Origin of the sequence: Streptomyces griseorubiginosus, from assembly GCF_017614965.1 — a bacterium.
GTDB classification, from domain to species: domain Bacteria; phylum Actinomycetota; class Actinomycetes; order Streptomycetales; family Streptomycetaceae; genus Streptomyces; species Streptomyces griseorubiginosus_B.
The window spans coordinates 1-25,417 of sequence record NZ_WVUG01000046.1; the positions used below are offsets into that span (position 1 = coordinate 1).

At 73.5% G+C, this 25,417-nt stretch carries 23 protein-coding genes; 14 read left to right on the forward strand and 9 right to left on the reverse strand.

Going from position 1 to position 25,417, the window contains the following annotated elements; translation table 11 throughout:
• From GRC12_RS11995 to GRC12_RS12010, 4 genes are all read right to left on the reverse strand, one after another.
• A partial coding sequence (locus tag GRC12_RS11995) for a hypothetical protein (protein ID WP_208779202.1) occupies positions 1–2,130 on the reverse strand: 2,130 nt, incomplete at its 3' end.
• Complete coding sequence (locus GRC12_RS12000) at positions 2,127–3,314, reverse strand: hypothetical protein (RefSeq protein WP_208779203.1); 1,188 nt, start codon at positions 3,312–3,314, stop codon at positions 2,127–2,129. The genes GRC12_RS11995 and GRC12_RS12000, both read right to left, overlap by 4 nt.
• On the reverse strand, positions 3,311–4,213 hold the full coding sequence (locus tag GRC12_RS12005; RefSeq protein ID WP_208779205.1) for an AAA family ATPase: 903 nt from the start codon (positions 4,211–4,213) through the stop codon (positions 3,311–3,313). The genes GRC12_RS12000 and GRC12_RS12005 overlap by 4 nt, the downstream gene beginning before the upstream one ends.
• 227 nt (positions 4,214–4,440) lie before the next feature.
• Positions 4,441–6,768, reverse strand: a complete 2,328-nt coding sequence (locus GRC12_RS12010) for a large ATP-binding protein (protein ID WP_244372660.1) — start codon at positions 6,766–6,768, stop codon at positions 4,441–4,443.
• A 127-nt stretch (positions 6,769–6,895) separates the two neighbouring features.
• Between GRC12_RS12010 and GRC12_RS12015 the strand changes: the two genes are divergently transcribed.
• Together GRC12_RS12015 and GRC12_RS12020 are read left to right on the forward strand one after the other, a co-directional pair.
• Positions 6,896–7,984, forward strand: a complete 1,089-nt coding sequence (locus GRC12_RS12015; RefSeq protein ID WP_208779208.1) for a hypothetical protein — start codon at positions 6,896–6,898, stop codon at positions 7,982–7,984.
• Positions 7,981–8,817: an aminoglycoside N(3)-acetyltransferase gene (locus tag GRC12_RS12020; RefSeq protein ID WP_208779210.1), complete on the forward strand. Its 837-nt coding sequence runs from the start codon at positions 7,981–7,983 to the stop codon at positions 8,815–8,817. The genes GRC12_RS12015 and GRC12_RS12020 overlap by 4 nt, the downstream gene beginning before the upstream one ends.
• Positions 8,818–8,936: 119 nt before the next feature.
• Here the strand turns inward: GRC12_RS12020 and GRC12_RS12025 are convergent, their stop codons facing one another.
• Entirely contained in the window at positions 8,937–9,491 is a 555-nt protein-coding gene (locus tag GRC12_RS12025; protein WP_208779212.1) for a hypothetical protein, read from the reverse strand.
• A gap of 113 nt (positions 9,492–9,604) precedes the next feature.
• Between GRC12_RS12025 and tsaB the strand changes: the two genes are divergently transcribed.
• Genes tsaB through GRC12_RS12045 form a run of 4 tightly spaced genes read left to right on the forward strand, consistent with a single transcriptional unit; the run spans position 9,605 to position 12,096 of the window.
• Positions 9,605–10,261, forward strand: a complete 657-nt coding sequence (gene tsaB, locus GRC12_RS12030) for a tRNA (adenosine(37)-N6)-threonylcarbamoyltransferase complex dimerization subunit type 1 TsaB (RefSeq protein ID WP_208779215.1) — start codon at positions 9,605–9,607, stop codon at positions 10,259–10,261.
• The gene (gene rimI, locus GRC12_RS12035) at positions 10,258–10,764 is read left to right on the forward strand and encodes a ribosomal protein S18-alanine N-acetyltransferase (RefSeq protein WP_208779217.1); all 507 of its coding nucleotides are present in this window, start codon (positions 10,258–10,260) and stop codon (positions 10,762–10,764) included. Before tsaB ends, rimI begins: the two co-directional genes overlap by 4 nt.
• Positions 10,757–11,842 carry a tRNA (adenosine(37)-N6)-threonylcarbamoyltransferase complex transferase subunit TsaD gene (gene tsaD / locus GRC12_RS12040; RefSeq protein ID WP_208779219.1) on the forward strand — a complete coding sequence of 362 codons (1,086 nt, stop codon included), beginning with the start codon at positions 10,757–10,759 and terminating at the stop codon, positions 11,840–11,842. Before rimI ends, tsaD begins: the two co-directional genes overlap by 8 nt.
• Positions 11,839–12,096: a hypothetical protein gene (locus GRC12_RS12045; protein ID WP_208779221.1), complete on the forward strand. Its 258-nt coding sequence runs from the start codon at positions 11,839–11,841 to the stop codon at positions 12,094–12,096. Before tsaD ends, GRC12_RS12045 begins: the two co-directional genes overlap by 4 nt.
• Here GRC12_RS12045 and GRC12_RS12050 read toward each other — a convergent pair.
• Both GRC12_RS12050 and GRC12_RS12055 read right to left on the reverse strand, forming a co-directional pair.
• Positions 12,047–12,568 carry a hypothetical protein gene (locus GRC12_RS12050; RefSeq protein ID WP_208779223.1) on the reverse strand — a complete coding sequence of 174 codons (522 nt, stop codon included), beginning with the start codon at positions 12,566–12,568 and terminating at the stop codon, positions 12,047–12,049. The two genes, GRC12_RS12045 and GRC12_RS12050, sit on opposite strands and share 50 nt — an antisense overlap.
• Positions 12,569–12,598: 30 nt before the next feature.
• Positions 12,599–14,902, reverse strand: coding sequence for a glycoside hydrolase family 3 N-terminal domain-containing protein (locus tag GRC12_RS12055; RefSeq protein WP_208779224.1), 2,304 nt, complete (start codon positions 14,900–14,902; stop codon positions 12,599–12,601).
• 130 nt (positions 14,903–15,032) lie between these two features.
• Here GRC12_RS12055 and GRC12_RS12060 point away from each other — a divergent pair, with 130 nt between their 5' ends.
• From GRC12_RS12060 to GRC12_RS12075, 4 genes are all read left to right on the forward strand, one after another.
• On the forward strand, positions 15,033–16,100 hold the full coding sequence (locus GRC12_RS12060) for a LacI family DNA-binding transcriptional regulator (RefSeq protein ID WP_133043239.1): 1,068 nt from the start codon (positions 15,033–15,035) through the stop codon (positions 16,098–16,100).
• Positions 16,101–16,396: 296 nt separating this feature from the next.
• A complete protein-coding gene (locus GRC12_RS12065; RefSeq protein WP_208779243.1) occupies positions 16,397–17,365 on the forward strand; it encodes an LCP family protein in 969 nt (322 codons plus the stop codon).
• A 130-nt stretch (positions 17,366–17,495) separates the two neighbouring features.
• A complete protein-coding gene (locus GRC12_RS12070) occupies positions 17,496–17,852 on the forward strand; it encodes a YciI family protein (protein WP_208779225.1) in 357 nt (118 codons plus the stop codon).
• 44 nt (positions 17,853–17,896) lie between these two features.
• Positions 17,897–19,150: an RNA polymerase sigma factor gene (locus GRC12_RS12075; protein ID WP_208779226.1), complete on the forward strand. Its 1,254-nt coding sequence runs from the start codon at positions 17,897–17,899 to the stop codon at positions 19,148–19,150.
• Here the strand turns inward: GRC12_RS12075 and GRC12_RS12080 are convergent, their stop codons facing one another.
• Entirely contained in the window at positions 19,151–20,314 is a 1,164-nt protein-coding gene (locus GRC12_RS12080; protein ID WP_308286533.1) for a class I SAM-dependent methyltransferase, read from the reverse strand. It lies immediately after the preceding gene.
• 90 nt (positions 20,315–20,404) lie between these two features.
• Between GRC12_RS12080 and GRC12_RS12085 the strand changes: the two genes are divergently transcribed.
• The 4 genes from GRC12_RS12085 (at position 20,405) to groL (ending at position 24,652) form a co-directional block, all read left to right on the forward strand.
• Entirely contained in the window at positions 20,405–21,334 is a 930-nt protein-coding gene (locus tag GRC12_RS12085; protein ID WP_208779228.1) for a polysaccharide deacetylase family protein, read from the forward strand.
• Complete coding sequence (locus tag GRC12_RS12090; RefSeq protein ID WP_208779229.1) at positions 21,331–22,128, forward strand: polysaccharide deacetylase family protein; 798 nt, start codon at positions 21,331–21,333, stop codon at positions 22,126–22,128. Before GRC12_RS12085 ends, GRC12_RS12090 begins: the two co-directional genes overlap by 4 nt.
• Before the next feature lie 472 nt (positions 22,129–22,600).
• Positions 22,601–22,909: a co-chaperone GroES gene (groES, locus tag GRC12_RS12095; RefSeq protein ID WP_055493212.1), complete on the forward strand. Its 309-nt coding sequence runs from the start codon at positions 22,601–22,603 to the stop codon at positions 22,907–22,909.
• Between the two features lie 117 nt (positions 22,910–23,026).
• Positions 23,027–24,652: a chaperonin GroEL gene (gene groL / locus GRC12_RS12100; protein WP_208779230.1), complete on the forward strand. Its 1,626-nt coding sequence runs from the start codon at positions 23,027–23,029 to the stop codon at positions 24,650–24,652.
• A 55-nt stretch (positions 24,653–24,707) separates the two neighbouring features.
• Here the strand turns inward: groL and GRC12_RS12105 are convergent, their stop codons facing one another.
• On the reverse strand, positions 24,708–25,415 hold the full coding sequence (locus GRC12_RS12105; protein WP_208779231.1) for an ester cyclase: 708 nt from the start codon (positions 25,413–25,415) through the stop codon (positions 24,708–24,710).
• Positions 25,416–25,417 lie beyond the last annotated feature (2 nt).

Here is a 25,417-nt window from a genome sequence, read left to right on the forward strand (position 1 = left end):
CTCCGGGTAGGCGTCCAGGAGATGGCGCAGGCGGGTGAGGAGGGGGGCGGGCCAGCGGTCGGCTTCGCGGAGCCTGAGTCCGTCGACCGGTTCCTCCAGCAGGTCGTAGGCCCGCCTGAGCAGCTCACCGTGAGCCGAGTCCCCGCGCGGGGGCGCCAGTTCGGCCAGCACGCGCAGCCCCTCCTGCCGGGCCCGGGTCAGCAGCGCGGTGAACTCCTCCGATCCGGGCGGGAGGGAGGCGGGCAGGCAGACGTGCCCGATGCCCCAGCGGCGGATCCCGGCCGGGAGGGTCGCGTTGCGCGCGGGCAGGACCACTCCGAGGCTGTCCCGGAGCCAGCCGGGGGCCGCCGGGTGGGGTGGCGGCGGCAGCGGTCCCGGGGTGAGCAGATGGGTCCGGCCGTCCTCCGCGCGGATCTCCACCTCGCCGCCGTGCCCCGACAGCAGGAGCAGGTCGCCGGTCGCCGGATGGACCTCCCGCACCCGGAAGGGCACGGGCACCGCCGTGACCGGGCCGCCCCCGGGCCAGTCCAGGCGCAGCAGCCGGTCACCGCCGTCCGCGGCGACGACCAGCCCCGCCTCCGCGAGCAACGCCAGGGAGACCGCGGGCGCCGGCAGCCTGCCCAGTACGGTGGCCGCAGCGTCCGGGCCGCCCTCCGCCGTCCCGTGCACCCGCCCGTCCGCCGTGGCCCACACCACCGCCCCGGACCGGGGGTCTCCGCCCAGCGCGGTGACCTCCGGGCCCGGCAGCCACCGCACGGTCCTCCTCTCCGGCGGCGCGGTCAGATGGTGCACCGTCACGCCGCCCTCGGCGTCCGCCGCGGCGACCAGCCCGGCCCGCACCGAGCACCACAGCCGCAGCACCGGCGCCGGATGCGACAGCGAGCCCAGGATCCGGCCGGGGTCCCCGTCGTCGACGATGAGCACCTCGTTCCCCCTGGCCAGGCACAGCACGCCCCGCTCGGCCGTCCGGGACCAGCCCACCGCCGCCGGCCGCACCGCCAGTGGATGCAGGACGGCGTCGGCGGTCCCGTCGACGGCCGTCGTCACCACGTGCAGCCCCTTGTCGCCGACCACGGCCGTGGCAGGGGGCCCCGCGTCCGCGACCGCGAGCAGGTGCGGCTCGGCCGGCAGATCGACCGAGAGGACGGACTCGCCGTCGTCGAGGCGCAGGACGGTACGGCCGTCAGCGGTCGTTGCCAGGGCCGCCCGGTGGCCGGCCCGGGCACACAGCAGCGTGCCGCCCAGCTCCGCCTGTGCGGCCAGCACGGTTCCGTCCGCGCGGGCCTCGGCGGCCACGCCCACGCCGAGGGTGGTGTGCTCGCCGTCGTACAGGTCCAGGTCGTGCCAGGCGGCCCCCGGCAGCGCGCCGCGCAGCCGCAGCCGCACCCGGCCCGCCCCGCTCGCGCCGAGGACCAGGGCGTCGCGGTCCGGGGGGCGGCTCAGGGTCAGGCCGTCCGGCTCGGCCCGGACGCCGATGTCCACCTCGGTGTGGACCAGCGTCCGTACCGTCCGTATCTCCTCGGCGTCGGCCCGGCTCACCAGGCCCGGCGGCGGTTCCATGCCCAGCCGCTCCGCCGCCATCACCCGCAGCCGCCAGGCCGGCAGCGACTCCCGTACGGCCTCCGGCAGCCGGGGCAGGAAGTGCAGGATCCAGCGACTGGCCTCGGCGGCGGCGGTGCCCTCGGCGAGCACCTGCCGGAAGAGGGGGGTGAGGGTGCGTTCGACCTCGGCCTCGGCGGGCGGCGGGCCGATGGTCGCCGTCCACAGCAACTCCTCGAAACCGCGCACGAGGGGTGGTGCGCAGCGATGCGCCGAGAGGGTGAAGTCGCGGACCGAACCGAGCAGATGGGGGTCGTGGACGTACAGCTCCCGCCGCAGGGCCGCGCTCACCTCCGGGTACAGCACCAGGGCGCGGCTGTCGGCGGCCTCCACCAGCGGTGAGAAGGAGAGCCTGGCCTCCAGACCGGTAGCGCTGTCCGGGGCGAACCGGAGCCGGGCTCCGCGCAGGAAGTACGGCTCCGCCTGCGCGGCCAGGCACAGCGAGCGGGCCAGCCGCACCACGTCCGGCTGATGCCTGCGCTGCTCCGCGATCAGCCGGAACGCGCCACTGCGTTCGGGCGCCGCCGTCATCGGGGCCGTCCCGCCGGCCGCGGATCCTGGCGGGCCGCCCGGGCCGCCGTCTGGGCGAACCGTACGGACACCCGGCGGTCCAGCGGGACCAGAGCGACCGTCCGTCGCACGGCCGCCGGGTACTCCTCCGCCGGATAGGGGGTGAGACAGACGACGGAGGTGCCCGCCTCGCGCAGCCGCCGCAGATACGGCAGCCAGCCGGCCGGCGAGGAGTGGTGCCGGCCGGGCAGCGGCGGCTGCAGGTGTCCGAGGTCGGACAGCAGGATCACCGGCTGCCCGTGCGGCGGCACCGGGTGGGGCTCCCAGGTGCGGCCCCGGTCACGGCTGACGCCCCGGGTGATGCGCAGGTCCAGCACGCGCAGCCCGCCCGGTGGCAGGATCCGGGCCGCGAGCCGGGCCGCCCACTCCTGGTCGTGCCGGAAGGGGCGCATCGACTCACCGCGGTCGATCAGCAGCAGTGCCCCGGCCCGGGTCGTGGGCCGGCGCCGGTAGGGCACCCGCTGCCGGGCGACCCGGCCGCCCGCGAGACCCCGTACGACGAGGTCCACCAGCCGGACGTGGTCGACGGCCCGTCCCGTCCGGTAGGTGCTGGCCACCGCGAGGAAGATCGCCCGCTCGGTCTGCGGGTTCCACGGCGAGGCGGGCAGCGGCGGAGCCGTGGCCCAGGGCACGTCGAACGCCTCGGTGTGGCCGAGCAGCGTCCCGGCGTCGTCGTCCCCGGGGTCGGGCGCGACGCCCTCGCGCCACAGCTCTCGGCCCGCCTCCGCGTCCGGTGCCGGCCGGGCGGCGCGGACCAGGAGCAGCGAACCGCCGGTGGGCGGGCGGGTGTCCGGGTCGGGGAGCCGTCCCGGGCCACCCGCTGAACCCAGGCCGGGACCGGGCCGCGAGGGCGCGGTGCCTGCCGTCGCACCGGGCTTGTCCGTCCGGTGCGGCGGGTCGCCGGCGCGGGCCGGCGTACCGTCGCCGCCGCGCGGTGGCCGTGGTGGGGGCGCCGCGGCTCGGCCCCGGCCGGTGGGCGCGTCATCCGTGGGCGCATCCCCCGAGGGCGCGGACGGGGCACGGCTCGCGGAGGGCAGCGCGAGGCCCATGGCCCTGGCCAGCGTGGTCATGCCGGCCGGATCGGACACCCCCAGGACGCGGGCCGCGCGCAGCAGATCCCCCAGACGGGCCGGGCCCGGGCTCATGCGTAGGCGGAGGTGTCGGGCGTGCCCTTCACCATGGCGAGGTCCGCGACGGCCCGCCACTCCGGTGAGTCGGCCGTCAGGGCCATCTGGTGGCAGGCCCGCAGCGTGTCCAGGAACTCGGCGGTGCTCGCCGCCGGCCGCGCCGCCACCGACTCGCTCTCGAACATCTCGGCCAACTCCAGGGTGAGCGCCTCGTCGTAGTCGTCCCCCATGTGCAACCGGGCGACCTTCAGGAGGTGTTCGCGGTCCGGCGACTCCAGCTTCAGCAGGATGCAGCGGCGCAGGAAGGCGGCGGACAACTCCCGCTCCTCGTTGCTCGTGATCACCACCAGCGGTGCACCCGCGCTCTCGGCCGCCGTCACCATCCGCCGGTCCGGGCCCATGAAGCGCAGGTTGTTGAGCGGATCGAGCAGGGCGTCGGGGACATCGGGGTCGGCCTTGTCGATCTCGTCGATCAGGACCACCGCGGGCCGGTCGCGCAGGGCGGGCGGGCAGTGTTCGTCCATGGCCGGGTCGAGCGCCTTCCACAGCGGGCCCGGCCGGACGTAGGACCGTGAACCGGAGCCCTTGAGCCGGCCCAGCGTGGCGTCGTTGAGCTGGCGGAACGCCTCCTCGCGCCAGAGCAGGTCGTGCGGTTCGGTGCGGGCGGTGACCACTTCGGCGTAGTAGCGCAGACGCATCAGCCGTGCCACGTTCGGCGCCAGGGTCGACTTGCCCGACCCTGGCGGGCCGAGCACCAGTAACGGACGGCTGGACGCCAGGGCGACGTTGACGGCCAGGACGGTCCGGTCGTCGAAGAGGTACACCTGGTCGTCGAGGCGGGCCGTGTCGCGCGGTGGTACGCGGGTGACCTCCGCGGGCCGCTCCGACTCCCCGGCCGGGTCGAAAAGCTTGATCAAGCCTACTGTCCCCCTTGTCGGACCAGACGTCGGACCGGACGCCGGACCAGATGTCGGCCAGACGTCGCATCACGTGCCGGATCACCTGCCGGACGCATGTCGGATCACTTCTCGGATCACATGTCGGCGCAGATCTCCGGCCTACCCCGTTGCTCTCTTCCCCATGGCACGCGCGGCCAGTACTCCGACGGCGAATCTGTCCGGCGGCGCGGGCGGGTGACGGAGCCTCAGCTCACCGACCGGCGCCGTATCCGCACCTCCGGGAAGCCGGTGGGCGCCGCCTGCTCGGGAGCGAGCGCGCGCCGAACACCCGTCGTCACGTCCACCCGGCTCAGCCAGGGCGCCCGGCGCAGGCCCTCCGGCAACGGCAGGTCCGGCCACGGGTCGATGTCGAGGAACATGACCGGCGAGGTCTCGAGCGCGGTCAGATCCAGCAGGTTCGGGCAGCGCAGTATCCGCAGCGACCGCAGCGACCGGCACCCGGTCAGTGCGGGCAGGGCGACGAGCTCCGGGTCGTCGGTGAGGACCAGTGAGCGCAGCCCGGGCAGCCGTGGCAGCACCTCGGCCAGTCCGTCGACCCGGCCCGAGCAGCACAGTTCGGGCACGGGGGTGCCGGCCCGCAGCAGCGCGCGCACCTGAGCGGACGACCGTACGCGCACCCGCCGCTCCGCGGGCCGGGGACGGGCGCCGAGGGCCGAGAGCCGCCTCGGCGGCCGTCCCGGCGGCGCCAGCACACTGCGGGCGGTGCCCTGGTCCGACTCGGCGGCCCGCAACTCGTCCAGGAGCTCGTGGAGTTCGGGGGAGGGGTGGCGGCCGAGCAGTTCGCCCGGGCTCGTGCCCGGCGCGTGGGCCAGGTGGTGGGCGGCCAGGAAGGTCCTGACCTCGGGGCCCGGGAAGGCCACGGTGTCCGGGCCGGGGCGGAACACCACGCCCGCCCGGTCCGCGAGCGCGGCCAGCAGGCGCTCGGGGGAGGCCGCGTCGGAGGCGCCGGGGTCGCGCAGCGCGCTCAGCGCGGTCCGCAGCGGGACCCGCGAGGCGTCCACGCCGAGCGTGGCGACGGCCAGCCGGCCGGAGGCCGCCCGCAGGACACTGTCGGGCACCTGGCGCGCGGCGAGGCCGGGCACGGCCGGGTCGGACGAGCCGGCCGGTTCCTCCGGGGGCCGCCGCCAGGCCGCCGAGACACCGGCCCGCAGCAGCCGGTGCCGGGCGACCGGCATCGGCCGACCGGTCCGGCGCACCGCCCGCAGCAGTGCCGAGACGGCGGCCGGGCGGCGGGCGACGCCGACGAGCAGCGGATCGGTGGCGAACCGGTCGGTGAGGAGCGCCCGGGCCTGCCGGTCCTCGGGAGTCGCCGTAGTGAGGGAGGCGAGCAGGGTGTGCACGCCGTCGGGGGACAGGGGCCGCAGCCCGACGACCCGGAAGCCCTCCCCGAGGCGGGCCCAGGGCACCCCGGTGCCGTTCGTGGCGATGACACACGGCGCCTGGGGGTGGGCGTCGAGCAGGCGCAGCAGGTGGTCCCACACGGCGGCGCGGTTGCCCTCGGGCACCGCGTCCAGGTCGTCCACGGCCAGGAAGGCCCGCCCGGACCGCAGTTGCCGGGCCACCCAGCCCGCCGGTTCCTGCGGGGCGGCCAGCGGGGCGAGCGTGGGCACCATGCCGTCCAGCCGGGGCAGCGCCCCCGAGCGCGCCGACAGCACGAGCGGTGTCCGGCAGCCCCAGGGCGCCCGGCCCGCACCCGCCGGCCCCCGTCCCGGGTCGTCCAGCGCCTGTGCGGCGAGCCGCGCCAGCTCGGTGCTGTGGCCGGCCCCCGTGGGACCGACGAGCAGGATGCGCCGCCCCAGCTCCGGCAGCAGCTCCGCGGGGACGTCACGGTCCGGCTCCGGCGCGCCCCGGCCGGCGCGGACGTCGAGGGTGCGGGCCACCGGCATCGCGGGCAGGGCCGGTGCCACCTCCTTGCGGAACTGCTCGGTGAAGGACCCGTCGTCCGCCGCCAGGGCGTCGGGCGCGTTCCCGACGGAGCGGTCGTCCAGCACGGGCGCCGGGGCCGAGCCCGCGGCCATCGCCGTCATACGGGCCACGATCCCGTCCAGGACGCGGTCCAGCGCCGCGCGGTAACGCGGGGCCTGCATGGTCATCAGGGCCAGCCCCAGCGAGCGGTACTCGGGCGGCTGGCCCGCGGAGAAGGTGTCGGCCGTGGCGACCGGTCCCGGCAGCCGCCGTTCGACCGGCTCCCAGACCAGGGGCAGCGCCGGCTGCGGCGCGGTCCCGGTCCTCGCCTGTCCCAGATTGCGCCGCAGCGCCAGCACCGCCCAGTCGTGATGGGCCGGGCCCTCGTTGAAGTACGCCGGGCTGCACAGCGCCAGTACGATGTCCGCGCTCTCGACGCCGTACGTCCTGCTCTGCTCGGCCGGGGAGGCGGGCGGCGGGACGAGGCGGTCGAAGCCAGGTCCGCCCGTGGCGTCCAGACGCCGTCTCAGCTCGTCCAGGAATCTCGCGACCCAGGCTTCGTCCCTGCCGCGCACGTAGCTGACGGCATAGCGGTACACGGGCACCATCTCATCCCCCGGTATGTGGCTTGCGTACCTGAATCCAGTTTCTCACGAGCCCGGGGGACCGGCCGTGGCAGAATCCCCGCCATCAACTCGTAACCATTCAGGCTTTATTGGCGAATTGTCAGGTAACATGCCCAACGTGCCGGTCGGGGAGCAGTCCCTGGGAAAGAAGCAGGCGAACCTGCTCACTGCCATCATGCGGGGGGTGCCTGTCCTGGGACGCGGCAAGGACTTCCACGCCCTGACCGACGGGGACATCCGCAGCGCGCTGGACAGACTTCCTGCGGGCTCCGACGTGTCGCAGGCGGGCGAGCTCAACCGGCTGCGCCCCCGCCTGCTGGACGCGGTCATCGGAGCCCGGACCCGGCAGGCGTGCTACCTCCGGGGGCTGCCCAGCCACGGCCTGGAGCCGCTGCTGCGGACCGTCGGCGAGGCCGTCCGCGCCCCGCTGGTCCTGCGCGTGGTGTACGGCGCCAGTACCGAGGTTCCGCTGCGGGCGCTGAGCTATGTGCTGCCGGCCGTCCGGATGGCGGCCCGGCTGGCCGCGGCCGGGCACCGGGCCCTGCACGTCCAGGTCGTGCTCGCGGGATCCCTCGGCTGCCCCATCAACGGCCTCACCGCCTCCGCGGTCGCCGAGGAGAACGAGTTGCTCACCCGGTGCCTCGACCGGCTCCTGACCCTGCTGATCCCGCACCGCTACGGGATCTACGGCACCCAGACCCCGGCCGGTGTCCTGGCCGCGCTGGAGGACCTGGTGCGCACCCTCACCCCGGAGAGGCGGGCGCGCGTCCTGGAGCGGCTCGGCGGCAAGGGCGGCGCGACGGCCGAGGAGCAGACGCTGCTGTACGCGGCCGCCCACGTCCTGGTCCACGACCGCGCCGCCGTCCCGCTGGCGCTGGAGCGGGGCACCGCCGTCCCGCCCGACGCCAGGGTGATCGACATCGGCGGCCTCCAGGAGCGCCACTTCCACGACGTACGACGCCTGTTCGCATCCGGGGCGGCGCAGGGGCCCGGGGCGCTGGTGCTGTCCCGGCACGCCGTGCCCCCGTACACCATGGCGCGGGGCGGGGACGTCGGACTGCGTCAGTTCCTGGACGGCGGCTCGCCGTGCGAACCGCCGGCCGAGACCGCCCGCCGCGATCTGGACCTGCTGTGGGACGAGTTGCTGCCGAGCGACCTGCGCCGAGTCGTCGACGTCCGGCAGGAAGCCCTGCGATGACGCCCTCTCCCTCTTCTCTCGGCCGTACGGAACTGGCCGCCCACTGGCGCGAGTTGGGGATCCGCCCCGGTGACACCCTGCTCGTGCACGCCTCCCTGCGGGCCCTCGGGCCGGTGCGCGGGGGAGCGCGGGCCGTCGCCGACTCCCTGCTGGACGTGCTGGGGGCGGACGGCACCCTCGTCGTATACACGCAGACCCCCGACAACACCGATCCGTCCCGCTGGCCCGTCACCCGCGGCTATGCCGTGCCGGCCAGTGAGTGGCCGCGGCTGCGTGCCTCCCTGCCCGCCTTCGATCCCGCCCGGACCCCGAGCTTCGGGGTCGGGGTCCTGCCCGAGGAGGTGCGCACCCGCCCCGGGGCGCTGCGCAGCGGCCATCCGCAGAGTTCGTTCGCCGCGCTCGGACCGGCCGCCGCGCGGATCACCGCCGGGCACGCGCTGGACTGCCACCTCGGCGAGGAGTCCCCGCTGGCCCGGCTGGAGGAGCTGGAGGCGCGGATCCTGCTGCTGGGGGTGGACTACTCCGTCTGCACGGCCTTCCACCTGGCGGAGTACCGCGTGCCGGGCCAGGCCATGCGTGAGTACGGCTGCGCGGTGGCCGACGGTCCGGGAGGCCGCCGCTGGTACCAGTACCGGGACCTGGACTTCGACGCCTCGGTCTTCCCGGCCCTGGGCGACTCCTACGAGGCGCTTCCGGAGCGGCCGGTGACCCGGGTCCGCGTGGGCGGCGCCGACTGCCGACTGCTCGCCCTGGCCCCGGCGGTGGCGTACGCGGCGAAGTGGCTGACCGCCCGACAAGCGGGCACACCGGACGAGACCTACCCGATGGAGTGAACGCGGTCAGTGGACCATGGGGGGCCACCGGATCATGGCCACTGGGTCGGCGCGGGCAGCGGATCATGCCCGCTGGGGTCCACGCGCTGACTGGATCACGCCCGCCCGGGTCCACGCTGTCAGCGGATGACGACCACCGGGACGCCGATCGTCGCGAACTGCCACATCGCGTCGCCGTCCGTGCGGGACTCGCGGATGCCGCCGGTGCGTACGTCCGTGTCGGCTCCCGATCTCGGCACTCCGACCGCCGCGCTGAAGCCGATGGCCACGCCGTCCACGGCGGTGAAGCGGACGACGTGCTCGATGGGGGTGCCGTCGGTGCCGGTGATCGAGTTGGAGCGGGAGGTGACCGGGTAGGTGCCGGGGAACGGGGCGAGGCTGCCCGGGGTCACCGTGAACGTACGGAGCACCCGATCGTGCGCGCCGACGAGCCACACCCGGCCGGCGTCCACCGAGTACACCACCCGTTCACCCGTACCGGTCCCGGCGGGCAGGGCGGCGGGGTTCGGGTCGACGCTGGGTGCCTGCGAGACGGACGCCGTCGCCGAGGCCGTGGCCTGCGGCTTGCTGAAGCTCGCCGGGACGGTCGCGGAGGCCTGGTAGGCGAGGAAGGAGACCGCCGCCAGGGCCGCCGCGGTGAGCCCGAACACGAATCCGGAGCTGCCCTTTGCCACCGTCACCCACCTGACCGATCGTCTCGCCCGCCGTACTTGCGGCGACCGTAGCAGCCACGGCCCGCTCCACCCGGGCGGCGATGCCGAGCCCCAAACCGCCGTACGCTGTTTGCGTGCTCTTGCTCGCTCTGGATACCGCCACTCCCGCCGTGACCGTCGCGCTGCACGACGGGACGGACGTCATCGCCTCGTCCAGTCAGGTCGACGCGCGCCGGCACGGGGAGCTGCTGCTGCCCTCCGTCGACCGGGTGCTCGCCGAGGCCGGGCTCCGGCTCGACGCCGTGACCGGTGTCGTCGTGGGGATCGGACCCGGCCCGTACACCGGGCTGCGCGTCGGCCTCATGACCGCGGACACCTTCGGGCTCGCCCTCGGCGTGCCCGTGCACGGGGTGTGCACGCTGGACGGGCTGGCGTACGCGGCCGACATCGAGAGCGGCCCCTTCGTGGTGGCGACCGACGCCCGCCGCAAGGAGGTCTACTGGGCACGCTACGCGGACTCCCGCACCCGGCTGACCGACCCGGCCGTCGACCGGCCCGCCGACATCGCCGACCAGGTGGCCGGGCTGCCGGCCGTCGGCGCGGGCGCGCTGCTGTACCCGGACACCTTCCCCGACGCGCACGCCCCGGAGCACGTGTCGGCGGCGGCACTGGCCGCGCTGGCCGCCGAGCGGCTGGCCAAGGGGGAGGAGCTGCCGGCGCCCCGGCCGCTGTACCTGCGCCGGCCGGACGCCCAGGTGCCCAGGAACTACAAGGTGGTCACGCCCAAGTGACCCACGCCGTGACTCCTCGACTGCGCGAGATGCGCTGGTGGGACATCGATCCCGTGCTGGAGCTGGAGAAGGAGCTGTTCCCCGAGGACACCTGGTCCCGGGGCATGTTCTGGTCCGAGCTCGCCCACGCCCGCGGCCCCGCGGCGACGCGGCGCTACGTGGTCGCCGAGACCGACGACCGGATCGTCGGCTACGCGGGCCTCGCCGCCTCCGGGGACCTCGCCGACATCCAGACCATCGCCGTCGCCCGCGACCACTGGGGCACGGGCCTCGGCGGCCGCCTGCTCGCCGAGCTGCTCCGCGCCGCCACCGCCTTCGAGTGCGGTGAGGTGATGCTGGAGTGCCGGATCGACAACATCCGCGCCCAGAAGCTGTACGAGCGCTTCGGCTTCGAGGCCATCGGCTTCCGGCGCGGCTACTACCAGCCGGGCAACGTGGACGCCCTGGTCATGCGGCTCACAGACCCATCTACCTCCGTACAAGGAACCGAGATCCATGGCTGACGAACCCCTCGTCCTCGGTATCGAGACCTCCTGCGACGAGACCGGCGTCGGCATCGTCCGCGGCACCACCCTGCTGGCCGACGCGGTCGCCTCCAGCGTCGACGAGCACGCCCGCTTCGGCGGTGTCGTCCCGGAGGTCGCCTCGCGCGCGCACCTCGAGGCGATGGTGCCGACGATCAACCGCGCGCTGAAGGACGCGGGGGTGAGCGCGAGCGACCTGGACGGCATCGCGGTCACCGCAGGGCCCGGCCTCGCGGGCGCCCTGCTGGTCGGCGTCTCGGCGGCGAAGGCGTACGCCTACGCGCTCGGCAAGCCCCTCTACGGCGTCAACCACCTCGCCTCGCACATCTGCGTGGACCAGCTGGAGCACGGCGCGCTGCCCGAGCCGACCATGGCGCTGCTGGTGTCCGGCGGCCACAGCTCGCTGCTGCTGTCGAGCGACATCACCTCGGACGTACGGCCGCTGGGCGCGACCATCGACGACGCGGCGGGCGAGGCCTTCGACAAGATCGCCCGGGTGCTGGACCTCGGGTTCCCGGGCGGTCCGGTCATCGACCGGTACGCGCGCGAGGGCGACCCGGAGGCGATCGCGTTCCCGCGCGGCCTGACCGGGCCGCGCGACCCGGCGTACGACTTCTCCTTCTCCGGTCTGAAGACGGCGGTCGCCCGCTGGATCGAGGCGAAGCGGGCGGCGGGGGAGGAGGTGCCGGTGCGTGACGTGGCGGCCTCCTTCCAGGAGGCGGTCGTCGACGTGCTGACCCGCAAGGCGGTACGGGCCTGCAAGGACGAGGGTGTCGATCATCTGATGATCGGCGGTGGCGTGGCCGCGAACTCGCGGCTGCGGGCGCTGGCGCAGGAGCGGTGCGAGACGGCCGGGATCCGGCTGCGGGTGCCGCGGCCGAAGCTGTGCACGGACAACGGGGCGATGGTCGCCGCGCTGGGCGCCGAGATGGTCGCGCGGGGGCGGGCGGCCTCCGGCTGGGACCTCTCGGCGGACTCCTCCCTGCCGGTCACGGACCCGCATGTCCCGGGGCACGACCACGTCCACGAGGTCAGCAAGGAGAACCTCTACTCGTGACCGTCGCCCTGATGTGGGAGGCGCGGGCGGCCGAGGGCCGCGGCGAGGAACTGCTGACCTGGGCACGGGCGCAGCAGCTGCCGGCCCGGCCGGTACGCCGGGAGACCTTCCGGGCCCCGCAGGACCGCGTCCTCGTCATCACGTGGTGGGACGCGCCCTACGACGCCGACCTGCCCGAACTCCCCGAGCCGGACGGGGAGTTGGTCAGCCGGGCGGTGCATCGGTGGCGGTTCGAGTCGGTGCCGGAGCGGTGAACGGGGTGTAGGAGAGCCCCTGTGGCCCGTGCCGGTCGTGCTCCCGCCACAGCAGCCGGCCGTGCCCGCGCTCCCAGCGCGCGCCCACGGCGGCCTTGGCCAGCCAGTCCAGCGTCGGCAGCAGCGGCAGCAGGGGGATCAGCGGACCCCCGACGAGGGCGAAGACCGAGGCCGTCACGACGAACGCCACGAAGATCGGGAGCGGGAACCGGCCGCGCTGACGGCCCGGTTCCCGGCCGGTCAGCGGCACCGCCGCCTCGAAGCGCCGCACTTCGCCCACCCACCGGAGCCGCGACCCCCGCAGCAGCGTCACCAGCAGCAGATAACCGAGCGCGAGGACGGCGACCAGCCACACCCGGTCCGCCCGCACCGGTGGACTGCCGTGCACACCGACGGCCACCACCACCCCGACGGCCGTGGCGGCCAGCAGCGCCAGCGCCGTCCACAACTCCTGGTGCACGTACCTGACCATCGCGTCCCCCCGTGTCCGCGGCGCGGGAGGTCACCCCGCCCCCGCCACCTCCGTCTCGCACCGCAGCCGCCGGTCGGCGCCGAGCGTTCTCATCGGTCCCGTGAGGAGCAGGTGCGCCGTGTGCCGTGCGTCCGCGCTCGATGCCGCCAACCGTAGTTCCAGCGCGCCCGGTTCGACCACCCGGGCGCCGGAACGGTCGGTGAAGGCGGACAGGTCCGCGTGGAAGCGGAAGGTGACCCGGGCCGCCTCGCCCGGCTCCAGCTCCAGCCGCCGGTAACCGATCAGCCGTACGTCCGGGCGGGTCACGCTCGCCACCGGGTCGTGCAGGTACAGCTGGACGACCTCCGCGCCCGCCCGGTCGCCGCTGTTGCGGACGGTGACCGAGACGTCGTACGAGCCGTCCGTGCCGATCTCCGTCCCCGTGGAGTCCGACTCCCACGTGAACGTCGTGTACGAACGCCCGTGGCCGAAGGGGTACAGCGGGGTCGGGTCGAGGTTGCTGACCTCGCCGGCCAGTCCGAGCGGGGGCTGGAGGTAGGTCCAGGGCTGGCCGCCGGGCACCCGGGGAACGCTCACCGGAAGGCGGCCCGAGGGGTTGACGCGGCCCGACAGCACGCCCGCCACCGCCGGGCCGCCCTCCTCCCCCGGGAAGAACGCCTGGACGACCGCGCCCAGGCGTCCGTGCCAGCGGCCCAGCGCGTACGGGCGGCCGGTCAGGAGGACGAGGACGACGGGGACGCCCGTCGACACCAGGGCGTCCAGCAGGTCGCCCTGCACCCCGGGCAGTCGCAGGTCGGTCACGTCGCAGCCCTCGCCCGAGGTGCCCCGCCCGAACAGGCCCGCCCGGTCACCGAGGACCGCCACGCACACGTCCGCCTCGGCCGTCCGGGCCACCGCCTCCTCGAAGCCGCCCGTGTCGGGGTCGTCGACGCCGCAGCCCTCCGCGAACGTGACCTTGGCGTCGGGGAGTTCGGCGCGCAGCGCCTGGAGGACCGTGGGGATCTCGATGCCCATCGGCACCTCGGGGTGGTGCGTGAGGACGTGCGAGGGGAAGGAGTAGCAGCCCAGCATGGCGAGGGGGTCCGCGGCGCGCGGCCCGACCACCGCGATACGGGTGTCGGGGGCCAGCGGGAGGAGTCCGTCGGGGTTGTCGAGGAGGACCACCGACTCCTCGGCCAGCCGGCGGGCCAGTGCGCGGTTCGACGCCGAGTCGAGGTCGATGGGAGCCGTCGGCTCCGGGTTCCAGTCCGCGTCCAGCAGGCCCAGCTCGCACTTCTGCAGCAGCACCCGGCGGGCCGCCCGGTCGATCAGGGACTCGGGGACCTCGCCCGCCCGTACCGCCTCGACGAGCGGGGTGCCGTAGCACTTCAGGGTGGGCAGTTCGACGTCCAGGCCCGCCGCGAGCGCCGCGTGGGCCGCCTCCGCCTCGGAGCCCGCGACCCGGTGCTGGGTCTGCAGGAAGCCGACGCCGAAGTAGTCGGCGACCACCGTGCCCGTGAAGCCCCACCGCTCGCGCAGCAGCTCGGTCAGCAGACCCGGGTCCGCCGAGGCCGGGATGCCGTCCGTGTCGTTGTACGCGGCCATCACCGACCGCGCCCCGGCCTCCCGCAGCGCCATCTCGAAGGGCGGCAGCGTGATGTCCGCGAACTCCCGCACCCCCGCCCGCACGGGCGCGAGGTTGCGGGCGCCGGCCGAGGAGGCGTACCCGGCGAAGTGCTTGAGCGTGGAGACGATCCCGGCCGACTCCAGGCCCCGCACATAGGCGGTGCCGATGGTGCCGACCAGGTACGGGTCCTCGCCGATGGTCTCCTCGACCCGGCCCCAGCGCGGATCCCGTACGACGTCCAGGACCGGGGCGAGTCCCTGGTGGACGCCCACCGAGCGCAGGTCGCGGCCGATCGCGGCGGCCATCTCCTCGACGAGGGCGGGGTCGAAGCTCGCGCCCCAGGCGAGCGGTACCGGGTAGGCGGTGGCCCGCCAGGTGGTGAAGCCCGCCAGGCACTCCTCGTGCGCGAGGGCGGGGATGCCGAAGCGGCCCGCCTCCGCGATACGGCGCTGGGCGCGGGCCAGCGCCTGCGCGCCCAGCGCCGGGTCCACGGGGGCGGTGCCGAAGGGGCGGGTGAGCTGGCCGAGGCCGTGGGTGATCAGCTCGTCCCAGTCGTAGTCGGCGCTCATCTCGCGTTGCAGCGGGGCGACTCCGTCGCCGTCGGTGTCGGCGCCCACCCACACGCCGTAGAGCTGGGCGGTCTTCTCCTCCAGGGTCATCCGGGAGAGGAGGTCGTCGACGCGGGAGGCGGCGGGCAGGGCGGGGTCACGCCAAGGCGCGGTGGTCATGAAACTCCTGCTCTGGTCGAGTCGGGACGGGCCCTCTCACGAATGTTTCGCTTTTTACCTCGAATGTTCCGGGAACCTAGGCCGGTCGCAAGGGTTCGTCAAGAGGGGGCGCAGGGATACGATCGCCGCCATGACGCCTCCGGAGCCCGTTGAAACGCGGACGACAACCCCGACGACAGGCCGGTCCCAGCAGACCGCGACGCTCGCCGAGATCGCCCGCGAGGCCGGCGTGTCCGCGCCGACAGTTTCGAAGGTCCTCAACGGCCGCGCCGACGTGGCCCCCGCCACCCGCACCCGGGTGGAGGAGCTGCTGCGCGCACACGGCTACCGGCGCCGCAGGGCCGAGGCGAGCCGCTCCCCGCTCATCGACCTGGTCTTCCACGAGCTGGAGAGCGCCTGGGCGATGGAGGTCATCCGGGGCGTGGAGAACGTGGCCCGGGACACCGGGCTGAGCGTGGTGCTGAGCGAGAGCGCGGGGCGGCTGACACCGGGGCGGACCTGGGCGGACCAGGTCGCCGCCCGCAGACCGCACGGGGTGATCCTGGTGCTCTCGGGCCTCGACGAGTCCCAGCGGGCCCTGCTGACCAGCCGTTCCATCCCGTTCGTGGTGATGGACCCGGCCGGGGATCCGGGCGTCGACGTGCCCTCCATCGGCGCGACCAACTGGCAGGGCGGTCTCGCCGCCACCCGGCACCTCGTCGAGCTCGGCCACACCCGCATCGGTGCCATCACGGGCCCCTCCCGCATGATGTGCAGCCGCGCGCGGGTCGACGGCTACCGGGCCGCCCTGGAGACGGCCGGGCTCCCCGTCGACCCCTCGCTCGTCGCGTCCGGCGACTTCCACCACGAGACCGGCTACCGCCAGGGCCTGGAGCTGCTGCGCCGCCCCGACCGCCCGACCGCGGTCTTCGCCCTCAACGACCTCCAGGCGCTCGGCCTGTACGAGGCCGCTCGCGAACTCGGCCTGCGCATCCCGGAGGATCTGAGCGTGGTCGGCTTCGACGATCTGCCGGTCGCCCGCTGGGTGGGGCCGCCGCTGACGACCGTACGGCAGCCGCTGACGGAGATGGCCGAGGCGGCGGCCAAGCTGGTGCTGGACCTGGGGCGGGAGGACCAGGCGCCGGTGGCCACCCGGGTCGAGCTGGCCACGAGCCTGGTGGTGCGCAGCAGCACGGCACCGCCGCCCAGTGGTGTCTGACAGGGCACTGGTGCGGGTTGGCCGGAAGTGGCGGTATTGACGGGCGGTGCGCTCATGCCCGCGCTCCACCGAAGCCAATCGGTTACCTGTCCGAAACTTTCGAAGCGCCCGGACCTCTGAGAAGCATGAGATTTTCCGTAGAAAACCGCTCCTCGGGGTCGCAGCTAACAACCTCCTAATAATTCGGACTTACGTTCCTGTCTGTGACGGGACTTGAGCCGGGACAGGCGGAGAGCGGCGGCGGGGGCAGATCCAGGGGCCGGCGCTCGACCGTACTGAGGATCGCCGGCCTCACCATGGCGGGACTGCTGGTGCTGGGCGCGGGGGCCGCGGGGTGGGTCTACTGGCACCTCGACAGCAACATCAAGAGCGTCGACATCAACCAGGCGCTCGGCGACGACCGTCCGGCGAAGGCGGTGACGACCCCGTCCCCCGGAGCCTCCGAGTCCCCGCTGCCCACCGGCTCCCTGAACATCCTCGTCCTCGGGTCCGACTCCCGCAGCGGCAAGGAGAACAAGGCGCTCGGCGGGGGCAGCAGCTCCGGCGCCCGGTCGGACACCGCGATGGTGGTGCACATCGACGCGGGCCGGAAGGACGCGACCATCGTCAGCATCCCGCGCGACACTCTCGTCACCCGCCCGTCCTGCCCGCTGAAGTCGGGCGGCTCCACGGCCGTGGCCTACAACGCCATGTTCAACAGCGCCTACTCCGTGGGCGGCCCGGTGTGCGCGGTGAAGACGGTCGAGTCCATCACCGGCGTCCGCATGGACCACTACATCGAGATCGACTTCTCGGGCTTCGCGAAGCTGGTGAACGCCCTGGGCGGGGTCACCGTCACCACGGACCAGGACATCGACGACGACGACAGCCATCTGCACCTCGCGGCCGGCACCCACCATCTCGACGGCAAGCAGGCCCTCGCCCTCGCCCGCACCCGGCACGGCATAGGCGACGGCAGCGACCTGGGCCGCATAGGCCTCCAGCAGAAGCTGGTGAAGGCCCTGCTGGAACAGATCTCCTCGACGAACCTCCTCACCGACCCCGCCCGGCTCTACTCCGTCGCCGACGCCCTGACGGACAGCCTCACCACCGACACGGGCCTGGACTCCATCAGCGAGCTGGTCGGGTTCGGGCGCAGCCTGAAGGGCCTGACCGCGCAGCACGTCAAGACGGTGATGATGCCGGTCGTCACGGCCCCCTCCGACCCCAACCGCGTGGTGGCGAAGGAACCGGCTGCGAGCGAACTGTGGGAATCGCTGCGCTGACCAGCGGAGACAAGGGCGGCGGAAAAAACTTCGGGGAATTCCGGCGCGCCTGTCGATCCCCGGGCTCCCCGATCGACGCACTGGTGAAAGGCCGGACAGCGACCGGCCCCGGACCGACCGAGGAGTCACCATGCCCCGCTACCTCTCTCTCGTACAGATCGACGAGAAGACCGCCCCCGCCGAGGGCCCCAGCCCCGAGCTGATGCAGCGGATGGGGGAGCTGATCGAGGAGATCACCAAGGCCGGCGTGATGCTGGACACCGCTGGGCTGACGCCGTCCGCGCAGGGCACGCGGGTGCGCTGGGAGGGCGGTGAGCTCTCCGTGACCGACGGGCCCTTCACCGAGTCCAAGGAGGTCGTCGGCGGCTACGCGATCATGCAGTGCAAGGACAAGGCCGAGGCGCTGGAGTGGACCAAGCGGTTCCTGAAGGTGCACGAGGAGCACTGGACGGTGACCTGCGAGGTCAGGGAGATCGCGGAGGGCTAGGGCCTGTTGGCCCGAGGCCCGTCGGGGGTGTTGCATGGTGGGCTGTGGAACAGCAGCCCACCGCCACCCGTGCCGTCGACACCGTCTTCCGCCTCGAGTTCCCGCGCATCGTCGCCGGCGTCACCCGCATCGTGCGTGACGTCGGCATCGCCGAGGAGCTCGCCCAGGACGCCCTGGTCGCCGCGCTGGAGCAGTGGCCCCGGGACGGTGTGCCGGACAACCCGGGCGCCTGGTTGACGGCCACCGCCCGGCACCGCGCCGTCGACCTGGTCCGGCGCCGGGAGAACTACGCCCGCAAGCTGGCGGAGATCGGCCGGAGTCTGGAGACGACCGCGCCGCCGGAGGAGCCCGCCGACCCCGAGGACATCGACGACGACCTGCTCCGGCTGGTCTTCACCACCTGTCACCCGGTCCTGTCCGCCGAGGCCCGCACCGCCCTCACCCTGCGGATGCTGGGCGGCCTGACCACCGCGGAGATCGCCCGCGCCTTCCTCGTCCCCGAGCCGACGGTCGCCCAGCGCATCGTCCGCGCCAAACGCACCCTCGCCACCAAGAACGTCGCCTTCGAGGTGCCCTACGGCCCGGACCGCGAGGCCCGTCTCGGCTCCGTCCTGGACGTCATCTACCTGATCTTCAACGAGGGGTACGCCGCCACGGCCGGCGACGACTGGCTGCGCCCGGCGCTGTGCGAGGACGCGCTGCGGCTGGCCCGCGTGCTGTCGTCGCTGATGCCGAAGGAACCCGAGGTGCACGCCCTGGCCGCCCTGCTGGAGTTCCAGGCCTCCCGCGCCGCGGCCCGCACCGGCCCCGGCGGCGAACCCGTCCTGCTCAAGGACCAGAACCGCCGCCGCTGGAACCGCATGCTCATCGCCCGCGGCATCACGGCCCTGCACCGGGCCGAGGCCACCGCCACCGGCGCCCCGGGCCCGTACACCCTCCAGGCGACAATCGCCGCCTGCCACGCGCACGCGTACACCTACGAGGAGACCGACTGGGCGAGCATCGCCACCCTCTACGGCCTGCTCGCCGCCCGCGCCCCCTCCCCGGTCGTCGAACTCAACCGCGCCGTCGCCGTGTCGATGGCGGAGGGACCGGATGCGGGGCTCGCGATCGTGGACACCCTCGCCGCGGAACCCGCCCTGCGCGACTACCACCTGCTCCCCAGCGTCCGCGGCGACCTGCTGGAGCGCCTGGGACGTACGGCCGAGGCGCGCGCCGAGTTCGCCCGGGCGGCGGAGCTCACCCGCAACGAACGGGAACGGGAGCTGCTGCTGCGGCGGGCGGCCGGAGCGGGGTGATCAGGCGGGGTGTCCGACGAGCATGGTCGGCGCCCCCGCCACCCGGGTCAGGAACACGGTCGCCGCGTTGGGTCCGGCCGGCTTGACCTTCTTCCTGAGTTCCTCGGGCTCCACCGCCGACCCCCGCTTCTTCACGGTCAGCGTCCCGACCTCCCGCTCCCGCAGCAGGGCCTTCAACTTCTTCACGTTGAAGGGCAGTTGGTCGGTGATCTCGTAGGCGGTGGCGTACGGGGTGGGGAGGAGGGCGTCGGAGGTGACGTACGCGATGGTGGGGTCGATCAGGCCGGCGTCCAGGTCCTCGGCCACCTCGGCGACCAGGTGGGCGCGGATGACGGCGCCGTCGGGCTCGTACAGGTAGCGGCCCACGGGGCGGACCCGGGGATCGGGCAGCCCCCTTCCGAGCAGGGTGCGGGGGCCGGGGAGCAGCGTGGCGCGGACCGCCCCGGGCGTCGTCCCGAACCACAGCACCGCCTCCTTCACGTCCCCGCCGTCCGAGATCCACTCGGCCTCGGCGTCCTCGGGCACGGCCTCGTGCGGGATGCCCGGGGCGACCTTCAGCGCGGCGGCCCGGGACGCCTTGCGGGCCGCCCCGACCGCCCAGGACAGGGGCGGTGAGTAGGCCTCTGGGTCGAAGATCCGCCCGCGTCCGCCGCGCCGGGCCGGGTCGACGAACACGGCGTCGTACCCCGCCGCGTCGACCTCCGTGACGTCGGCCTCCCGCACCTCGATCAGGTCCGCCAGCCCGAGCGCCTCGGCGTTCGCCCGCGCCACGGCGGCCGTCGCCGGGTCCCGGTCCACGGCCAGGACCCCGATCCCCGCCCGGGCGAACGCGATCGCGTCCCCGCCGATCCCACAGCACAGGTCGGCGACGGACCGTACCCCCATGGCCCGGAGGCACTCCGCCCGGTACGCCGCCACGCTCGCCCGCGTCGACTGCTCCACCCCGTTGGCCGTGAAGAACATCCGCCCGGCGTCCGCCGCCCCGAACTTCACCGCCGCCCGCTGCCGCAGCCGCGCCTGCCCCAGGGCCGCCGACACCAGGTCGGCGGGGTGATCGCGGCGCAGCCGGGTGGCCACGGCGAGTTCGTCGGCCGGGGCCGTGTCACGCACCTCGTCGAGGAGGGCGCGGCCTTCGGGGGTGAGGAGGAGGGCGAGGTCGTTCACCGGGTCATTGTGGGCCAGTCGGTGGATGGTGTGCCCGTGGACGCGGTGTCGGGCCGGGATCGCGGGCCCGGCCTGCGAGGATCCGGCTCCATGCGAGCAGTCGTACAAAACGATAAAAACGGGGCGTTCCGGAAGCGGCGAGTCCGTGGCGGGATCGCCGTGCTCGCCGTCGCCGCCATCGCCTCCGGCTGTGCGACGGACGACGGCCAGGAGGTGCGCCCGGCCTCCGGCCAGCAGCCCCTGAAGGCACCCGAGGCCCGCGCCCTGGACTCGTACGCCCTGAAGCTGCGCGCGGCCCTCACCGCGCGGGCCGCCGCCGCGCGGCGCTGGGGGCTGCGGCAGGTGCCCCTGACCGCTCCGCCGCCACCGGCGCACAAGCCGCGGATCACCGCCCGCAGGGGCTTCGAGGTGGACGACCAGGAGGAGCTGGATCTCCCGCCCGTCTTCACCACGGTCCCCACCCGGCAGCGGGTCGTCTTCCTCACCATCGACGACGGCGCCGAGAAGGACCCGGCGTTCCTGCGGATGATGAGCGAGCTGAAGATCCCGTACTCCGCCTTCCTCAGCGACTTCCTGGTCAAGGACGACTACGGGTACTTCCGCCGGATGCAGTCCCAGGGCGTCAGCCTCAACAACCACACCCTCACGCACCCCTATCTGCCGGGACTCTCCTACGAGCAGCAGCGGCACGAGATCTGCGGCATGCAGGCGGTCATGAAGAAGCAGTTCGGCAAGGCCCCGACCCTCTTCCGGCCGCCCTTCGGCAACTACAACCAGGACACCCTGCGCGCCGCGAAGTCCTGCGGCATCCGGTACGCACCGATCTGGGACGAGGAGGTCTTCGTCGACCACTGGGAGTACCGCGAGGACGACCAGGACCTGCACCCCGGCGACATCGTGCTCACCCACTTCCGGGGCCGCGACGAGTGGAAGGGCACCATGGTCGACGACATGCGGCGCTTCCTGAACAAGGTCACGGCCGAGGGGTACGCGGTGGCCCGCCTGGAGGACTACCTGTGAGGCTCCGGGACCTGGCCGCCGGAGTTCTGGCGCTCGCCCTCCTCACCGGCTGCGCCCAGTCCGTCGACCCCATCGAACGGCTCGGCAGGAAGGCGGCGCAGGAGGTACGGCCACACGGAGGCGCCGGCCGGCCCGTCCGGTCGTACCGCCGCTGGGGCCTCCAGGCCCCGCTGCCCCGTGCCCCGCGACCCGCCCGCGCCCCGGCCTTCCGTCCGGCGAGCCCGGCCCTCCCCCTGATCCTCTCTCATGTCCCCACCCACGACCGGGTCGTCTTCCTCACCTACGACGACGGCGCCGCGCGGGACCCGCGCTTCGCCGACATGGTCCGCGAACTCCGGCTGCCCATCAGCGTGTTCACCGAAGACGGCACGGCCGCCCCGGTCCACGGCCACCTCGCGCGTCCACGGCCGGCCGACGCGGGCACCCACGGCCACCGCTTCGGCCGCACCACCCTGCGCGGCCTGCCCTACGCCGGCCAGCGCGCCGAGATCTGCGGCCGGCCCGACCGGCCCCGGCCCCGTCTGTTCCGGCCGCCCCACGGCGCGTACGACGGCACCACCCTGCGCGCGGCCGGTGACTGCGGGGTCAGGGCGCTGGTGCTGTGGCGCGCGTCCTTGAACTCCGCCGGCCGGCTGACCTACACCCGCACTGCCCGCCACCTGACCCCCGGCGACATCGTCTCCGTGGCCCCGGACGACGCGACGGGCCCGCCCCTCACCCAACGCACCTCCCACCTCCTCGCGCGGCTGGAGGAACGGGGGCTGACGGTGGGGCGTCTGGAGGACTATCTGTAGCCGAGCGCCATCGCGAGGCCTTCGGCATCCGTCCCCTACCGGTCACGGCGAACCCGTCCCGGAGGAAGAAGACGCCGGACACCAGAGCCGCCACCGGCCCGCCCGGCCACGCCGCCGCGCCCTGCGCGTGCCCGTTGGGTGCCAGGGCGCCGGCGAACGCCAGGTTGAAGGCGCATTCGGCGGGAAGCAGGACCGCGAGCGCCGGGAGGGCATGGTGCGACGGTACGCGTCCGGACGGCGGACGGGGCCCTCTCGCGACGCCCCCGTCGACCGCATGGCGGGACGACGCGCCGTCGGGATTAGCAGTCCGCTTGACCGAGTGCTAATCGCGGTCATAGTCTCGGCTCTGGCACTCCCCCCTGGAGAGTGCCAAACAAGCGACGGGCAGGTCCGGCACCCGCGACGACGGATCGACCTGGTCGCCACCTCAGACAGTTAACCCCGTGAGATCTCCGAAGGGGGAGGTCGGATCGTGACGACCGCCAGCTCCAAGGTTGCCATCAAGCCGCTCGAGGACCGCATCGTGGTCCAGCCGCTGGACGCCGAGCAGACCACGGCCTCTGGCCTGGTCATCCCGGACACCGCCAAGGAGAAGCCCCAGGAGGGCGTCGTCCTGGCCGTGGGCCCGGGCCGTTTCGAGAACGGCGAGCGCCTGCCGCTCGACGTCAAGACCGGCGACATCGTGCTGTACAGCAAGTACGGCGGCACCGAGGTGAAGTACAACGGCGAGGAGTACCTCGTCCTCTCGGCCCGCGACGTGCTCGCGATCATCGAGAAGTAGTACCACCTCAGAGTTTTTTCCACGCTGCGCCCCTGGCCCCCGCGACCACTAAGAAGCCGGGCGCCCGGGGCGCAGTGTCTTTGTCAGACCCACAGATCCGAGAGGGCTCCCGCTGTCATGGCGAAGATCCTGAAGTTCGACGAGGACGCCCGTCGCGCCCTCGAGCGCGGCGTCAACAAGCTGGCCGACACGGTCAAGGTGACGATCGGCCCCAAGGGCCGCAACGTCGTCATCGACAAGAAGTTCGGCGCGCCCACCATCACCAACGACGGTGTCACCATCGCCCGAGAGGTCGAGGTCGAGGACCCCTACGAGAACCTCGGCGCCCAGCTGGTGAAGGAGGTGGCGACCAAGACCAACGACATCGCGGGCGACGGCACCACCACCGCCACCGTGCTCGCCCAGGCGCTGGTGCGCGAGGGCCTGAAGAACGTCGCCGCGGGTGCCTCCCCGGCGCTGCTGAAGAAGGGCATCGACGCGGCCGTCGCCGCCGTCTCCGAGGACCTCCTCGCCACCGCCCGCCCGATCGACGAGAAGTCCGACATCGCCGCCGTGGCCGCGCTGTCCGCCCAGGACCAGCAGGTCGGCGAGCTGATCGCCGAGGCCATGGACAAGGTCGGCAAGGACGGTGTCATCACCGTCGAGGAGTCCAACACCTTCGGTCTGGAGCTGGACTTCACCGAGGGCATGGCCTTCGACAAGGGCTACCTGTCCCCGTACTTCGTCACCGACCAGGAGCGTATGGAGGCCGTCCTCGACGACCCGTACATCCTGATCAACCAGGGCAAGATCTCCTCGATCGCCGACCTGCTGCCGCTGCTGGAGAAGGTCATCCAGACCAACTCCTCCAAGCCGCTGCTGATCATCGCCGAGGACGTCGAGGGCGAGGCCCTGTCCACGCTGGTCGTCAACAAGATCCGCGGCACCTTCAACGCGGTCGCGGTCAAGGCCCCCGGCTTCGGTGACCGCCGCAAGGCGATGCTGCAGGACATGGCGGTCCTCACCGGCGCCACGGTCATCTCCGAGGAGGTCGGCCTCAAGCTCGACCAGGCCGGTCTGGACGTGCTGGGCTCCGCCCGCCGCGTGACCGTCACCAAGGACGACACGACCATCGTCGACGGCGCCGGCAACTCCGAGGACGTCGCGGGCCGCGTCAACCAGATCAAGGCCGAGATCGAGAACACCGACTCCGACTGGGACCGCGAGAAGCTCCAGGAGCGCCTCGCGAAGCTGGCCGGCGGCGTGTGCGTGATCAAGGTCGGCGCCGCCACCGAGGTGGAGCTGAAGGAGAAGAAGCACCGTCTGGAGGACGCCATCTCCGCGACCCGCGCCGCGGTCGAGGAGGGCATCGTCTCCGGTGGTGGCTCCGCGCTGGTCCACGCCGCCAAGGTGCTCGAGGGCTCCCTCGGCAAGACCGGCGACGAGGCCACCGGTGTCGCCGTCGTCCGCCGCGCGGTCGTCGAGCCGCTGCGCTGGATCGCCGAGAACGCCGGCCTCGAGGGCTACGTCATCACCTCCAAGGTCGCCGAGCTCGACAAGGGCCAGGGCTTCAACGCCGCGACCGGCGAGTACGGCGACCTGGTCAAGGCCGGCGTCATCGACCCGGTCAAGGTCACCCGCTCCGCCCTGGAGAACGCCGCCTCCATCGCCTCCCTCCTCCTGACGACCGAGACCCTGGTCGTCGAGAAGAAGGAAGAGGAGGAGCCGGCGGCCGCGGGCCACGGTCACGGCCACGCCCACTGACGCACCGCAGCACGAAGGCCCGGCACCCTCTGGGGGGTGCCGGGCCTTTCGGCGTCTACTGCTCCAGCTGGTCCAGGGCGCCCAACTGCGCCATCAGCCCGAGCCGGTCGTACTGCCACCAGCCCTCGACGATCTTCCCGTCCTGGTCGCACCGGAAGATGGTCGCCCCGGTCATCACGACGTTCCGTCCCGTGGCGGGAAGCCCCATGAACTCACCGGTCTGGGTGCCGCGCCAGGTCCACCGGGTGCACACCCGGTCCCCGTCCGCGATCTGGTCCTCGACGTCGAAGGCGAAGTCGAAGCCGGCGCGCCACATGCCGATCTCCCGCCGCATGGCGTCCATGCCCATGGTGTCCTGCTCGTTGGCGGGATCGTGGTCGTGGTAGTTCTCGGCGATCAGGTCGTCGAGCGGCGGGAGATCGCCCTTGACGGCGATCGTCTCGAAGAACCGCCGTACGTTCGCCGCGTACAGCCGGTCGTCCCGCACCACGTCCAGGTCCGTGAAGGTCGGCATCTCCTCGCAGAGGGCCACCATCTCCCGGAAGATCTTGTCCGTCTCGGGCAGGTTCGAGTTCCGCATCGCCTCCTCGTACGACGGGAACTCCACGATCTCGATGAAGTGCGACGCGTCGGAGTGGTCCTTGCCGACCACCGCGTGCGTCGCCGTCCGCTTCCCCCTGGTCTGTTCGACCCATGTGTCCATCAGCCGGTTCATGTCGTCGAAACGGCTGGTCCTGCAGTCGATGAGCTGTACGAAGGTCATGG